Here is a 14,399-nt window from a genome sequence, read left to right on the forward strand (position 1 = left end):
AACAAACAATTATCCCAATGGTTGCGCCAAGTCACAGTGTTTTTCGATGCCGGTACCACGTGGACATCGCTCTGGCCCCGCGCGCTTAAGGTCTGTAGCATCGTCCACATGGGGGGATGAGCGAGACTTGAAGACGATCGGCCAATTCCTGTCGCTGCTTGCATCGCTGCTTTGCCTTGGCCTCGGGCCGGCCGGCGCTGTGACGCTTGATTCCAGCGTCGCCGTCACCGATCCGGCCACCTTGCAGGCGCTGGAGCGCGGCGGGCTGTCGATCAGCCGCCTGCTCGGCCCCGCGCTCGGCCTCACCCGCGACGTCGACAATCGCGGCCTGTTTTCCGTGCCGGCGCTGGCCACGGTGCGCGACACGGTCAAGCAGGAGATATTGGACGAGCCGAAGACCAGTCCCGACCCCTATGTCGCTGATATGGCGAAGTCGAACGACACCAGCCAGAAATTCAACCCGAAATACATCGACGATGACGGCTCGACGCTGGACCTGACCGGCGTTGTCAACCGCATGGATCGCGGCTATCTCGGCCACACCGAATGCGGCGAGATCAGGCTGATCTACCGCTTCCACTATTCGGTCACCGAAAAGCCGGCCAAGGGCAAGGTGGCGCAGCGCATCTCCTCGCGCCTGCCTCTGACCATGAGCCTGGTCTTCAACGCCAAGCCGAGGCGTGTGCAGGCGCGCGCCTCGAAGGATCTGCCAAGTGCCACCGACGTATCCTGCGCCGACGTCGCCCAACGCTGGCTCGCCGCCGGCCAGAAGGACCTGCCGCCCGAGCAACTGGCCGCCTGGCTGCGCTCCGACGAAGGCCCGCTGTCCGGCGCCATGCTCAATTCCTCGCAGATCATGCGGCTCGAACTCAACATGCAGGTGCTGCGGCTGTCGGCTTCGACACGGCGCGATTTCGGCGGCCATGCCGAATATCTCCTGAAGATCTTCAAATGGGATCCGGCGACCTCGAGCTTCTACGAAGCGAAGATGGAGAACCAGATCGACCGCGCCACGGTGCTGGCCGACGGCAAGTCCTTCGCCAAATGGCTGCTCACCGACCGCAACATCTACGATCTCGACCATGGCCGGCTCGTCATTGACGAAAAATTCCTGGCCAAGAACGCCGTTTCCGTCGCGCCCGGCGGCCTGAGCCGCTCGCAGAACAACATCGCCTATGGGCTGCTCGACGACGCCGACATCGACAAGGCGCTGAAGGACTATGTCGCCAAGGGCAATACCCTGGCCACCATCAAGTCGGTCGCCGGCTTCAATTTGCGGCTGAACGAAATGAGCTGCACCGGCTGCCATCAGACGCATGGCATTGCCGGCTTCCACTACACCGGCGCCGACCCGGCCAGCGAACCGCGCCGCAACGCCGTCTTCGTGCCGGGCTCGGCTGTGTTCTTCGCCGACCTGCCGCGCCGCCGCGCCATCGTCGAACAATTCGCCGCCGGCGGCCATCCCGATTTCACCAGAGGTTTCGCCGCCCGCCCGGACCAGAAATATGCTGAAGCGCTGAACGGCACGGATCTCTACAATGGCTGGGGCTCGATCTGCTATCGCGGTGACGACGCAAGCTTCAAGGACTGGACCTGCGGTGCCGGCCTGCGTTGCGCCGGCGTCCACGAAAGCGCCATCCATCCGGGCTTCGGCACCTGCGTCAGCGAGAAGGGCACCGCGGTCGGCGATCCCGTCGAATTCGGCGAGATCAAAATGTCGACATGGGGCAACGACCAGTATTGCCGCCTGTCGCCGGCCACCGCAAAGGCCTGCGCCATTGACCCCGCGCGCGACAAGAAGCCGGTGGTGAAACTCGCCGGCTATGGCGCGGCGCGCCAGCGCTACGACAACCCCGAGCAGAAGACCGGCGGCTTCCCCGGCGGTATGCTTCGCAAGGCGAGCTGCGACAAGCTTCCCGATGAGGCCACCTGCGGCCGTCTGGCCAAGACCGGCTTCAACGACTGCATCGCCTCGGGCAAGGACCACAAATTCTGCACCAGGGAATTCACCAAGACCGCCGGTCTGCGCGCCTGCGACAAGGCGCATCCCTGCCGCGAGGACTATATCTGCACCGCCGGCTATGACGATTTACCCCAGGCCAAGCCTGGCGAAGGCACCTGCATCCCGCCCTATTTCATCTTCCAGTTCCGCGTCGACGGCCACCCAAGGAGCTGGGTGCAGGACGTCCGCGAGTGAAAGAACGGTTGCCGCAGGCAAATTGAAAGGTCCGGCGGACCTTTGAAAGGGCTCGAACGCCCGGAGCCATAGGAGGGCAACCGGCAGCTGAACAGACAACTCCGCCTGCCGCCGACGTCGGCGCGGCCTCAGCTTTTCTGCTTGGCGCCGGCGCTCTTGCCATCGGAGCTTTTCGAGCGCTCCTCGAAACGCGCCGCACCCTTCTTCAGGGGATGGCCGGTCTCGGCTTCGGTCTTGCGCTCGTCCTTCGCCGCGGCCTGCTTCAATCCCTTGGCGGCCTGCTTGCCCTTAGCGGTTGGTGCTTGTTCGACGCCCATTGCTTCCTCCCTTGGTGCGATATCGCGCTATGTCAGGAGCAACGTGCGCAAGGGGCTGCGGTTCCACCTTCCCAGGAACGATCGGGCGCCTCAGCGCAGCGCCGTCATCGCCTTGCGGAACGCTTCCAGCGTCTCGGCACTGACATGGTGCTCGATGCCCTCGGCATCGATGCGCGCGGTCTCGGCGCTGACGCCGAGCGAGCGCAGGAAAGCCTCCACCGTCTGGTGACGGATGCGGCTTTCCTCCGCGACCTTGCGGCCGGCCTCGGTCAGGAACACGCCGCGATAGGGTTTTCTCGACACCAGCCCGTCGGCGCAAAGGCGCGTCAGCATCTTGGCCACCGTCGGCTGCGCGACGCCGAGACGCGCTGCGATGTCGACCTGGCGTGCCTCGTTGCCGTCCTCGATCAAATCGGCGATCAGCTCGACATAATCTTCGACCAGCGCGCTGCGGCGCGCTTGGCGCTGCTGCCGGAACCCTTCCGAATGGACATCGGCGTCGGGCAATGGCTCACGCGGGACAGGTCTGTTCTTCGGCGCCAATGCGCTCCTCCTCGGGAGTTTAGCCGTTCCTGCTTTATAGCACGGGCTCTGATTCTTCAGGCCGTTTATTTGCATTCCCCCACAGGCGCAACCGGCGTTTCCGATTGCGGTTTCGCAAACCCGGCCGAACGTCCGGCAAAAAGCACAAACAATGAAATATAGCATATTGCATAATGTTGAGCCATGGCATAGCTTATGGATATCCCCGGAAGTCTCGGAAAGCCTTTTCATGTCAGACGCAGAAGCCACAGCCCCTCGATCCTCATGGCGGTTCGCCGGACGGGACGAGGACGATCAGCCCAGCCTGCGCGAAGTCAATTCCACCATCGCCGTGCCGAGCTCGGGCGTCTGGTTCCGCCGGCTGTTCGCCTTCATGGGCCCGGGCTACATGGTTTCGGTCGGCTATATGGACCCGGGCAACTGGGCGACCGACCTCGCCGGCGGCGCCCAGTTCGGCTACACGCTGCTGTTCATCATCATGCTGTCCAACCTGATGGCGATCCTGCTGCAGGCGCTGGCCGCCCGGCTTGGCATCGCCACCGGCCGCGACCTCGCCCAGGCCTGCCGCGCCTATTATCCGCGCCCGGTCAATTTCGTGCTGTGGATCGCCTGCGAACTCGCCATCATCGCCTGCGACCTCGCCGAAGTCATCGGCACCGCGATCGCATTGAAGCTTCTGTTCGGCATTCCGCTGATCGGCGGCGCGATCCTCACCGCGCTCGACGCGTTCCTGGTGCTCATGTTGATGAACAAGGGGTTCCGCTATCTCGAAGCCTTCGTCATCGCGCTTTTGATCATCATCTTCAGCTGCTTTGCCATCCAGATCTTCGTTGCCGCGCCGCCGGCCGGCACGATCCTGCACTCGATGTTCGTGCCGTCCTCGGAGATCGTCACCAATCCGGCGATGCTCTACATCGCCATCGGCATCATCGGCGCCACGGTCATGCCGCACAATCTCTATCTGCACTCCTCGATCGTGCAGACCCGCGCCTATGAGCGCACCGAAAAGGGCAAGCGCGACGCCATCAAATGGGCGACGACGGACTCCACCATCGCCCTGATGCTGGCTCTGTTCGTCAACGCCGCTATCCTGATCGTCTCGGCTGTCGCCTTCCACAACACCGGCCACCAGGATGTGGCCGAGATCGACCAGGCCTTCGAGCTGCTGTCACCGCTGCTCGGCCTCAGCATTGCCTCGATCCTGTTTGCCGTGGCGCTGCTCGCTTCCGGCCTGAATTCGACAGTGACGGCGACGCTTGCCGGCCAGATCGTCATGGAAGGGTTCCTGCGCCTGCGCATCCCCAACTGGGCGCGCCGGCTTCTGACGCGCGGCCTCGCCATCATTCCCGTGGTGGTTGTGACCGCGCTCTATGGCGAGAAGGGTACCGGCCAGCTGCTGGTGTTCAGCCAGGTGATCCTGTCGATGCAATTGCCCTTCGCGGTGGTGCCGCTGGTGCAGTTCGTCTCCGACAAGAAGAAGATGGGCAACCTCGCCATTCCGCGCGGCGTGGCCGCACTCGCCTGGGTGGTCGCGGCGATCATCCTCGTGCTCAACTTCAAGCTACTCTACGACACGTTGTTCGGGGTCAGCTAGAATTCCGCCAGACAGCGCGACAAACCGCCAAATCGCGCTATCTTTGCTGGCGTCATGAGCAGCATTGAAGACATCAGGAAATTCTACGCCCGGCTGATGGCGGCCAATGCCGCCTCATCGGATCCACGCCTGGAGGAGGTCTTCGCCACTGTTCCGCGCGAAGCCTTTCTTGGCCCGGGACCATGGACGATCGTCGCCGGGAGCGGCAAGGTCACCACGCCGAGCGCCGACCCGGCGCATATCTACCAGAACGTGCTCGTGGCGCTCGATGCCGACAAGGGCATCAACAATGGCGAGCCGTTCCTGCACGCCATGTGGATCGGGAAACTGGCGCCGAAACCCGGCGAGGCCGTCACGCATATCGGCGCTGGCACCGGCTACTACTCCGCCGTGCTGGCCAGGCTGGTTTCACCTCGCGGCACCGTCACCGCCTTCGAACTCGACGGCAGGCTGGCCGAGCTGGCGCGCAAGAATCTCGAAATCTACGGCAATGCGACGGTGGTCCATGGCGACGCCGTGACCACGCCCTTGCCGCCATCCGACATCATCTATGTCAACGCCGGCGTCGTCGCCCCGCCGGTCGGATGGCTGAAGGCGTTGCGCCCCGGCGGTCGCATGATCTTCCCCTGGCGCCCGTCCGAACGCGTCCCGCTGGCGGTGATGGTGACCCGCACCGAGAAGGGCTTTGCCTGTGATCCCTTCATGCGCTCCTGGTTCATCCCCTGCATCGGTGCCTCGGTTGCGGATCTTGCGGCAAAGATCCCGACGCGCGAGCAGGCCATGCGCAGCCGCTCGATCTGGCTTACGCAGCACAAGGCGCCGGATCGCACCGCCACGGCGATCTTCGGCGACGTCTGGTTCTCGACGAAAGACGTCCGTGCCAAACCCGGCAGCTGAGGCATCGATGCGCGGATTTGGCCAAAATTTCTCAGGCCCTGTCGGGGTGGGTGCGGGCCAGCCGTCCTTGGGCCACAATCCGCCCGCGACGGCGTGGATGGAACAAGGGAGAGACCCATGAGAAAGATCATCGCCGCCACCTTCGTCAGCCTCGACGGTGTTATGCAGGCCCCCGGCGGACCGGAAGAGGATCCGGTCGGCGGCTTCAAGTTCGGCGGCTGGACCTTCCATTACTTTGACGAGGTGGGCGGCGCGGCAATGGACGAACTCTTCTCCAAACCTTTCGCCCTGCTGCTCGGCCGCAGAACCTACGACATCTTCAACGCCTATTGGCCGTACCAGAAGGATCCTATCGCCGATGCCTTCAACCCCGCGACCAAATATGTGGCCACGCATCGGCCTGACACGCTCACCTGGCAGAACACGCAATGGCTTGGGGAAGATATCGTCGCGGCGTTGCGCCGCCTCAAGCAGCAGGATGGACCCGACCTGCTCATCCAGGGATCGGCCAACCTGATCCAGACCTTGCTCGCCAACGGGCTGATCGACGAGATCCGGCTGATGATCTTCCCGCTGTTGCTGGGCAAGGGCAAGCGGCTGTTCGGCGATGACGCGATGCCGGCCGCATTCAAGCTCGTGAAGTCGCAGACGTCCAGCACCGGCATCATCATCGCAACCTACGAACGATCTGGCGAAATCGAGGTCGGCTCCTTTGTCACGGGCGAGCCGTCCGACGCCGAACTCGAGCGGCGCAGGAACTGGAAGTAGCGGACGGCCTTGGGACCTTTCCTCTCCCTCCGGAGGGAGGAACCCAAGTTCCGCACGGTCTCAAGCCGCCGCCGGCCGCCGCGCCAGCCCATCCCTGATATGCCGCGCGAACTCCTGCGCGGCCGGGCCGACGCCGTGGCGCGGCAGATGCAAATTAATGGCAAAATTCGGCAGTGGCGGCAGCCCGACATCGAACGGCAAGATGTCGAGATCGGCCGGCACGGTGGAGGCCAGCCAGGTGGTGACGGCAAGATCGGAGCGCACCGTCGCCGTCGTGGCGTCGATGTTGCCGTTCTCGAACACGGTGCGCCATTCCATCCCATGCTCGTTGAGCGCCGCAAGCACCACCGGGCGGAAGGCGCAGGTGTCGGCGACGATCGACACCGGCAGCGGGCGCTTGGCGCGGGCAGTGCCGCCTCGGGCGCCGACCCAGACCAGCCGGTCGATGGCCAGGCATTCGCCCGATGTTGGGCCGACCCGCTCCTCGATCACCGCAAGGTCGATGGTTCCGGCCGCAAGCGCTGACGCCAATTCCGGCGATGACGCGCAGACCAGCGAGATCTCGACCGGCGGATAGGTTTCCGCATAGGTCTTCAGCACCGGCGCCAGCAAGGTGCCGACCAGATCGTACGGCACGCCGAGCCGCACCTGGCCGGCCACGGCCGAGCCCGCCATCTCGGCCCAGATCTCGTCATTCAGGCTGAGCAGGCGCCTTGCCTTGTCGAACAGCCGCTCGCCGGACCGCGTCAGGCGCAGGCCGCGCCGGTCACGCTCGAACAGGCCACAGCCAAGCGTCTCCTCCAGCCTTTTGACCTGCTGGCTGACGGCGCCTTGCGTCAGATGCAGCGCGTTGGCGGCCGCCGTCATGCTGGCCTTGTCGGCGACGGTGACAAAGGTGCGCAGCAGCGCCGTATCGAGATTGCGGATCATCTCAGCATTATAGATGCTAATGCCGAATATCGCAAACATTGCATTTACTGATGCCAGAACGGGCCTACCATGGAGCTACGACAAGGACGCCCCATGCTCCAGCCTATCCTGCCGCTCATCCTGTTTGCCTTCGTGGCCACCGCCACGCCCGGCATCGCCACGACCTTGTCGACCGCCTCGGGCGCGCAGTTCGGCTTTCGCCGTTCGGTTCCGCTGATGATCGGCAGCGCCGCCGGCCTCGCTACGGTGACGGCTGCCGCCGCGGCCGGGCTTGCGGGCCTGCTGCTTGCGGTGCCGTCGCTGCAACTGGCGATGAAGGTGATTGGCTCGCTCTATCTCCTGTGGCTGGCCGTAAAGATCGGCCGTGCCGGGCCACCCAATCTCGACGTGGCGATGGCCAAACCGAACAGCTTTCTCGGCGGCGCCGGCATCCAGTGGATGAACCCCAAGGGTTGGGCGATGGGGCTGGGCGCGGCGGCGTCGTTCGCCGCACTGGCCGACGGCCCGGGACAACTCGCTCTGCTGCTCGGCTCGACCTTCGGCCTCACCGCCGCCATCTCCCTGTCCTTCTGGTGCATGGCCGGCATGGTCCTGGCCCGGCTGCTGAAGACCGAATGGCAATGGCGCGCCCTCAACATCGTGCTGGCGCTGGTGCTGGCCGCGTCGATCATCCCGATGTGGCGGTCGGCTTAGAACACCGTCCTAGCAGGACCTGGGCTCCTCGCCCCCGCTAGAGCGGGGAAGAGGTGGCCGCGAAGCGGTCGGAGAGGGGGCGCCAGCGGCTGGAAGGGGCTTCTTGAAGCCAATTCACGGACAGGATTGCGCCAATCCCCCTCTCCGTCTCGGCTTCGCCGAGCCACCTCTCCCCCACATTCGTGGGGGCGAGGAACCCAAGCATGGATAGCCCTCAAGCCGCGTAGCGCGCCGCCGGCTTGTCGGCGTGCAGGCTGCCGTAGAAGGCTTGGCGGGCGCCGAGGAACGTGTCCAGCTTGGCGGCATCGGCAAGTGCCGGTACGGTCACGGCTTCGCCCCTGGCCAGGCCGACAAGCGCGGCATCGACCATATCGTCGGCGGACATGACGATTTCCTTGGGAAGCTGGTCGATATCGCTGCCGGCCAGTTCCCAGAAATCGGTCCGGGTCGCGCCCGGCAGCACCACCTGCACCTTCACACCCGTGCCCGCGACCTCGCGCTGCAGCGCTTCGGTGAAGTTGACGACATAGGCCTTGGTGCCGCTGTAGATGCCGCCGAACGACGTTTCATAGGCGAGCACCGAGGCTATGTTGACGATGGCGCCGCGGTTGCGCGCGAGAAGCCCCGGCAGCACGGCACGGGTCAGGCGGGTCAAGGCGATGACATTGACCTTGATCATGCGTTCGGCCGCATCGGCGTCGGCCGTTGCCACCACCTGCTGGCCACCAAGGCCGGCATTGTTGACCAGCAGCGTCACGCTGTCGTCGGCAGATATCATCCGCTCGACACGGCGCACATCGTCGTCGTCGGACAGATCGGCTGCGATGAAGCTGACCTTGCGATCGTAGGCGTAGCGCAGCTTCTCGGCCAGTTCCTCGAGCCGGTCGGCGCGCCGCGCCACCAGAACCAGATCATAGCCCTGCCCGGCCAGCCGGTCCGCATAGACCGCGCCGATGCCCGATGAGGCGCCTGTGACGACCGCCGTGCCCTTGTTTGCCTGTCCACTCATTGTCCTGTTCCTTCTATCTCTGTTCGCTTCGACCTGGCCGCCGGCACCGCAGGCCATTCGCCTCGGCGCGCCGACATGCCGCCTGATTGATTTAGTGGCATATACCACTTTCGACGAAATAGGCATATGCCACTATCTTGTCAATGAGTGCGTTCGGGATTATTTGTCGGGCAGCGACCGGACAGGATTTTCTCCGGCGCCGAGGAACCACCATGCCGAAAGACACCCTGCCCGGGCTGACAGCCTGCAACTACGCCATGCTGCGGCGAGCAACGCGCAAGCTCGGCCAGTTCTATGATGACGTGCAGGCCCCATCCGGCCTCAAGGCCACGCAGCAGGGCCTGCTCTACCAGATCCATATCGGCGACGAACCGGCCATGGGCGCCATTGCCGCTGCCCTGGTCATGGACCTTTCGGCGCTCGGCCACACGCTGAAGCCGCTGATCCGCGACGGTTTTGTCGAGACCTTCGCCGATCCGGACGACCGCCGCATCAAGCGGGTGCGGCTGACCCAGCAAGGGCGGACCAAGCTCGATGAGGCGATGAAGCTGTGGCAGACCGCCCAGCAGCGCTTCGAGGATGTGGTGGGCAAGGAAAAGGCGGAACGCCTGCGCGCGGTGCTGGATGACATCAGCGCGCTGGATTTTGATTTGCCGCCGGCTACCTAAGCAATTCCAGGAAAAGTGTGAAACGGTTTTCCCGGGAAAGCGCGTAGCGCTTTCCCTTGGGAATTGCGTCAAAATGGATTGGCCGCCGACGGCTTTCGAAGAGACTATTCGGCCGGCATCGCGACCGGCCGTGCCGCCCAGCGGCCGGCCAGCACGATACCCAGCCCGAAGATCGGGAAGGCCGCGGCAACCAGGCCGAGATCGACCGGCGAGCCGTAGCGCAGCACGCCACCGCCCACCACCGCGCCCAGCGCCACGCCGAGATAGAGCGCCGAACCGTTGAGCGACAGCACGATCGGCGCGGCATCGGGCGCCAGCTTGATGATGCGGCTGGCCTGCGCCGGCGGGAACGCCCAACCGACGATGCCCCACGGCACCATCATCGCCATCAGCGCTGGACCGGCAATATGCTGCGGCAGGAAGGCCGGCACGACCGACAGCATCACCAGCATGGCGGCGCTCAGCGTCAGCGACCAGCCGACGGTGCGGGTGGCGCCGAAGCGGTCGGCCGCCTGGCCGCCGGCAATGTTGCCGATGACGGCGCCGACGCCGAAGGCGAGCAGCATGCCGGGCAGCGCGATCTGGCTGAGCCCGGCGCCCTCGATGGCGAGCGGCGCGACATAGGCAAAGACGGTGAACGCGCCGGTCAGCGCCAGCAATGTCGTCACCAGGATCGGCATCACGCCGGGCCGCATGGCGGCCGCCAGCCGGCGCTTCAGCGGCAGCCTTGTGCCGACGATGCCGCGCGGCAGCCGGTACCACAGGATGGCGCCGGCGAGCGCGCCGAGCCCGGCAATGGCATAGAAGGTGCCGCGCCAGCCGGCGATCGTCGCGACCAGCGCGCCGAGCGGCGCCCCGACGGCGACGGCCACCGTGGTGCCGCCGACGACGACGGCGATGGCGCGTGCCCGGTGATGGTCATCGACCAGCGCCACCGCAGTGCCCTGCGCGGTCGCGGCGAACAGCCCCGACGACAGCGCCATGATGATGCGCGCGATCAGAAGCACTTCGAAGGAGGAACTCAGGGCGGCGGCGATGTTGCCGATGACGAAGAACACCAGCGTCCACAGGATGACGCGGCGGCGGTCCCATTCACCGGTCAGCGTCGCCAGGATCGGCGTGCCGATGGCGTAGGCGAGCGCGAAGGCGGTGATCAGCGTGCCGGCGAGTGGAATGGAAATGCCGGCATCCCTGGCGATGTCGGGCAGAAGGCTGGAGATGACGAAGCCTTCGGTCGAGATCGCAAACGATCCGAGCGCAAGCCAAAAGATCCGCTTGTCCATGGCATGTGTCCTTAGTTCAAAAGTTATTGAACAATTGGACATAGCAGGGCATGATGTCAATGAAGCCAGGGCAAAATAGCTGAACCATCCTGACAGCCCTGTGTCAGCACGGTCGTTCGGCACGGATCGAAATGGAGAAACAGTGTGTACGGGCCAGCGAGGACGGATGCGTTGAAATCGGCCCGAACTGCGCTTAGGTTCCAGCCATGACGCTACCTCATCCCAATACGGACCAGATCAGCCTGCCGATCGTGCTTGGCGTGCTCGGCGATCCGACGCGGCTCGCCATCGTGCGCTATCTCGCCAGCAAGGAAGGCGCGGCGCTGAACTGCAGCCAGTTCCTCGATCTCGGCTCCAAGACCAATCTCAGCTACCACCTCGCCAAGTTGCGCGAGGCCGGCGTCACCCGCGCCGAAGTGGTCGGCACCAACCGCATGATCACGCTGCGCCGCGCCGACCTCGACGCCCGCTTCCCCGGCCTGCTCGACAGCGTCATCGCCGCCGCCGTCGACGACCCCGCTCTGCCGGCGGTCGGCGGCCACGATATTGAGGTGCCGGCCTAGATCTGCAGGTTCCAAGCTAAAGCTCTGTCGCCGCTAGCGCTGCCAGAAACCGATATGCGGCGCGAGAAGTTCCTCCTCCATCTCCGGGATGGGGCCGTGGACCTCGACCGGCTTCTGCCCGGAGCCGAGGACCGTGCGTGACGAGAGGTTCATCGTCGGATTCTCGGCGTGGTCGCCAGTCAGCGCGAGAAGCTTGGTCTCTTCGAAGCCGTAGACCAGCCGGCCGATATTTGCCCAGTAGAGCGTTCCGGTGCACATCGCGCAGGGCTCGCCAGTTGTGACCAACGTGCAGGACCAGAGGAAATCCGGCGGATAGGCGTCCGCGGCACGCCGGCTGAGCTCGGTTTCGGCGTGGCGCACGGTGTTGATGTTGCCTTGCCGCATCAGGATGCGATCATCGGGGCCGACGAGCACACAGCCGAAAGGATGGTGCCCGTGCGCGGCGGCCTCGCGCGCCACGTCATTGGCGGCGCGGAGGTGAGCGAACATCTGGTCACGGGTCATCGCCTGTGCCTTCCGAAGCTGTCTACGTAGATAGATGAACTGGGACGGCGTGGACGGTAGCAGATGGAGTGCTACCGCGATAGCCGTGGGCGGGCCGCGCAGTGCCCCGCTTGCCCCGAACTCAACGACTGATGACGAAAGCGGGGACTTGATAACAAAGGCGGCGGGTTGATAACGAAGACGGGCCGGAGTCCCGATGGGGCCGCACCATGGGAGCACGCCGCATGCGCATAGCCGTCCTCGCCGATATCCACGGCAACGTCCTGGCACTCGACGCCGTGCTCGAGGATCTGCGTGAGCGCGGCGGCGCTGAGCTCACCATCAATCTCGGCGACAGCGTTTCAGGCCCGCTCTGGCCGCGCGAGACTTTTGAGCGCCTGGAAGCGCTGAACCTGCCGACGGTGCGCGGCAACCATGACCGCCGCGTCGCCATCGATCCGGCTGACGAGACCATGTGGGCGTCCGACGTCTATGCGCAGGAGCGCCTGACGCAGGCGCAGCGCCAGGTGCTGTCCGCCCAGCCGCTGACGCTGGAGATCGCGCCCGGCATCGTCGCCTTCCATGCCCGACCCGACCATGACGAGAAATACCTGCTCGACGCGATCGTCGATGGCCAGCTGGTGCGCGCGCCGCTGGCGGCGATCAGGCGCCGGCTGAAGGCGCTCGATCCAGCCTGCCGCATCGCGCTGTGCGGCCACAGCCACCGCCCGGAACTGATCCGCATCCCCGACGGTCCCGTCATCTTCAATCCGGGCAGCATCGGTTGCCCCGCCTATGACGATTCCTCCCCGCCGGCACATGTTTCCGAACAGGGTTCGCCGCATGCGCGCTACGGCATCGTTACCTTGGGCGGCGAAGGCCGGCCCGATCGTTTCGAGACGATCGCCGTCGACTACGACCACGAGGCGGCTGCGCGCCAGGCCGAACAGGCGGGAAGGCCGGAATGGGCTCACGGGCTCAGGACCGGCTTCATGCCGGGCTGAAGCTTGCTTCATGCCGGGCTGAAGCTTGCTTCATGCCGGGCTGAGCGAAGCTCGTGCCCCAGCGGAATGCCTTGCATGCAGCTCCCCGGCTGAGGGCCGGCTGAAACGCCTTCGCGGCCACACTCAAGGCGTAGACATCTCGCTTGTAGACACGGCGGCGCAGCGTCGCTTATAAAACCGGCTTCGCGTGCGGCAGCGTTTTGGGTTCGGGCGGTGCCTTTGGGAATGCAATTGATCGCCGACAGCCAAGTGACGAGGCGCCGAATTACGCTGCGGACAACGCTCTTGGCGCTGATGGCCGCTCCGTCGCTGCTGACGGCGCTTGTTGCCGTTGTCCCGGCCCATGCCGAAGAGACGCCCTTCATCTCCGTCGTCACCGGTCTCGCGCCTGACGACCTGCTCAATATCCGCGCCAAGCCATCGGCGACCGGCAAGACCGAGGCGCGTCTGGCCGCCGGCGCCAGCGTCAGGAACCTCGGCTGCAACGACATTGACGGACACCCCTGGTGCAAGGTCGAGTCTGACAATCCCAAAGCCAGCGGCTGGGCCCCGGCGCGCTACCTCGTTCCCTTCAACCCGGCGACGGTGCCCCTCGACCAGGCGGCGGACGCAGGCGCGGCGCCCGATGCGGCAACGCCGCCGCCGGCGGCACAGCCCGACCTGACGGCGCGGCTCGGCGGCGCGGCCCATCCCGTCACGCCGGAAGCCCCGGTCAAGTCAACCGCCGAAATCGCCATGCAGGACGCTTACGGCCTGGCGCTGGCGGCGAACGAAACCCCGTCGACCGGAGAAATCCCCGCCCTCGCCCAGGATGCGGCTGCCGATAGCGGCTCGGCGGCGGGATCGGTTCCCGTTCCCACGCCGCGCCCTCAAGCCGCCGCGTCCGCCGTCGGCACGCAGACCTTTGCGGAAGTGCCGCCGCAGCCGACCTTCATTGCCACGGGCGGTGGCGTCGAGATCCCCTGCGCCCGCTATGTCGGCCAGCCGATGCAGCGTTGCGCGGCTGCCATCGTGCACAAGGGCGCCGACAAGGCCGAAATCACCGTGACCTGGCCCGATGGCGGCACGCGCCTCATCTCCTTCTATGCCGGCCTGCCGGCCGGCTCGGACACCAACGGCGATTTCCGCTTCACCCGCGAGGGCAGCCTGAGCATGATCCGCATCGGCGTCTCCGAGCGCTTCGAGATCACCGACACGGTGGCGTTTGGACGTTAGGGATTTGGCAGTAGGGAATAGGCAGCAGGGGCGTACGTCGAAGGCGCTTGAAAAGCCCTACTGCCTACTGCCCAATCCCTACTGCCTATTTCCTACTCCCCAATCCCGCATTTTCGGGGTTACATCCGCCAAAACTCTTCCCTATAAGGCCCACCTAGCCTGATACCAGAATCGCGAGCACAACCGGCCGGGTCTTCCCGTCCCGGTTTTTTGTGCAAGCCGCCCGCCGAACGGA

At 65.2% G+C, this 14,399-nt stretch carries 15 protein-coding genes; 9 read left to right on the forward strand and 6 right to left on the reverse strand.

Features of this window, described 5'->3' with window-relative positions; all coding sequences use genetic code 11:
- Positions 1 to 127 precede the first annotated feature (127 nt).
- A complete protein-coding gene (locus D3242_RS14285) occupies positions 128 to 2,197 on the forward strand; it encodes a hypothetical protein (protein ID WP_064980496.1) in 2,070 nt (689 codons plus the stop codon).
- A gap of 128 nt (positions 2,198 to 2,325) precedes the next feature.
- On the opposite strand, the gene D3242_RS14290 is transcribed toward D3242_RS14285, so the two are convergent.
- Both D3242_RS14290 and mntR read right to left on the reverse strand, forming a co-directional pair.
- The gene (locus D3242_RS14290) at positions 2,326 to 2,514 is read right to left on the reverse strand and encodes a hypothetical protein (RefSeq protein ID WP_019860505.1); all 189 of its coding nucleotides are present in this window, start codon (positions 2,512 to 2,514) and stop codon (positions 2,326 to 2,328) included.
- Positions 2,515 to 2,604: 90 nt separating this feature from the next.
- Complete coding sequence (gene mntR, locus D3242_RS14295) at positions 2,605 to 3,057, reverse strand: manganese-binding transcriptional regulator MntR (RefSeq protein ID WP_064980498.1); 453 nt, start codon at positions 3,055 to 3,057, stop codon at positions 2,605 to 2,607.
- Between the two features lie 229 nt (positions 3,058 to 3,286).
- Here mntR and D3242_RS14300 point away from each other — a divergent pair, with 229 nt between their 5' ends.
- From D3242_RS14300 to D3242_RS14310, 3 genes are all read left to right on the forward strand, one after another.
- The gene (locus D3242_RS14300) at positions 3,287 to 4,651 is read left to right on the forward strand and encodes an Nramp family divalent metal transporter (protein ID WP_019860507.1); all 1,365 of its coding nucleotides are present in this window, start codon (positions 3,287 to 3,289) and stop codon (positions 4,649 to 4,651) included.
- Between the two features lie 54 nt (positions 4,652 to 4,705).
- Positions 4,706 to 5,548 (forward strand): protein-L-isoaspartate O-methyltransferase family protein, encoded by an 843-nt coding sequence (locus D3242_RS14305; RefSeq protein WP_019860508.1) that lies wholly within the window; start codon positions 4,706 to 4,708, stop codon positions 5,546 to 5,548.
- A gap of 117 nt (positions 5,549 to 5,665) precedes the next feature.
- Complete coding sequence (locus D3242_RS14310; protein ID WP_064980500.1) at positions 5,666 to 6,316, forward strand: dihydrofolate reductase family protein; 651 nt, start codon at positions 5,666 to 5,668, stop codon at positions 6,314 to 6,316.
- A 60-nt stretch (positions 6,317 to 6,376) separates the two neighbouring features.
- Here the strand turns inward: D3242_RS14310 and D3242_RS14315 are convergent, their stop codons facing one another.
- Positions 6,377 to 7,246, reverse strand: a complete 870-nt coding sequence (locus tag D3242_RS14315; RefSeq protein WP_081295904.1) for a LysR family transcriptional regulator — start codon at positions 7,244 to 7,246, stop codon at positions 6,377 to 6,379.
- Between the two features lie 93 nt (positions 7,247 to 7,339).
- On the opposite strand from D3242_RS14315, the gene D3242_RS14320 reads away from it, so the two are divergent.
- On the forward strand, positions 7,340 to 7,939 hold the full coding sequence (locus D3242_RS14320) for a LysE family translocator (protein ID WP_064980504.1): 600 nt from the start codon (positions 7,340 to 7,342) through the stop codon (positions 7,937 to 7,939).
- A gap of 214 nt (positions 7,940 to 8,153) precedes the next feature.
- Here D3242_RS14320 and D3242_RS14325 read toward each other — a convergent pair whose 3' ends face one another.
- On the reverse strand, positions 8,154 to 8,948 hold the full coding sequence (locus tag D3242_RS14325; RefSeq protein ID WP_019860513.1) for an SDR family NAD(P)-dependent oxidoreductase: 795 nt from the start codon (positions 8,946 to 8,948) through the stop codon (positions 8,154 to 8,156).
- Positions 8,949 to 9,160: 212 nt separating this feature from the next.
- Between D3242_RS14325 and D3242_RS14330 the strand changes: the two genes are divergently transcribed.
- Positions 9,161 to 9,616: a MarR family winged helix-turn-helix transcriptional regulator gene (locus D3242_RS14330; protein WP_038648928.1), complete on the forward strand. Its 456-nt coding sequence runs from the start codon at positions 9,161 to 9,163 to the stop codon at positions 9,614 to 9,616.
- A 104-nt stretch (positions 9,617 to 9,720) separates the two neighbouring features.
- Here D3242_RS14330 and D3242_RS14335 read toward each other — a convergent pair whose 3' ends face one another.
- Positions 9,721 to 10,899 (reverse strand): MFS transporter, encoded by a 1,179-nt coding sequence (locus D3242_RS14335; RefSeq protein WP_064980505.1) that lies wholly within the window; start codon positions 10,897 to 10,899, stop codon positions 9,721 to 9,723.
- Positions 10,900 to 11,105: 206 nt separating this feature from the next.
- Between D3242_RS14335 and D3242_RS14340 the strand changes: the two genes are divergently transcribed.
- A complete protein-coding gene (locus tag D3242_RS14340; protein ID WP_064980507.1) occupies positions 11,106 to 11,462 on the forward strand; it encodes an ArsR/SmtB family transcription factor in 357 nt (118 codons plus the stop codon).
- 33 nt (positions 11,463 to 11,495) lie between these two features.
- On the opposite strand, the gene D3242_RS14345 is transcribed toward D3242_RS14340, so the two are convergent.
- On the reverse strand, positions 11,496 to 11,966 hold the full coding sequence (locus tag D3242_RS14345; RefSeq protein ID WP_019860517.1) for a nucleoside deaminase: 471 nt from the start codon (positions 11,964 to 11,966) through the stop codon (positions 11,496 to 11,498).
- 224 nt (positions 11,967 to 12,190) lie between these two features.
- On the opposite strand from D3242_RS14345, the gene D3242_RS14350 reads away from it, so the two are divergent.
- Positions 12,191 to 12,949: a metallophosphoesterase family protein gene (locus D3242_RS14350; protein WP_064980509.1), complete on the forward strand. Its 759-nt coding sequence runs from the start codon at positions 12,191 to 12,193 to the stop codon at positions 12,947 to 12,949.
- A 213-nt stretch (positions 12,950 to 13,162) separates the two neighbouring features.
- Positions 13,163 to 14,164, forward strand: coding sequence for an SH3 domain-containing protein (locus D3242_RS14355; protein ID WP_081295861.1), 1,002 nt, complete (start codon positions 13,163 to 13,165; stop codon positions 14,162 to 14,164).
- Positions 14,165 to 14,399: the final 235 nt, after the last annotated feature.

The sequence above is a fragment of the Mesorhizobium jarvisii genome (assembly GCF_003601985.1).
Taxonomy (GTDB): domain Bacteria; phylum Pseudomonadota; class Alphaproteobacteria; order Rhizobiales; family Rhizobiaceae; genus Mesorhizobium; species Mesorhizobium jarvisii.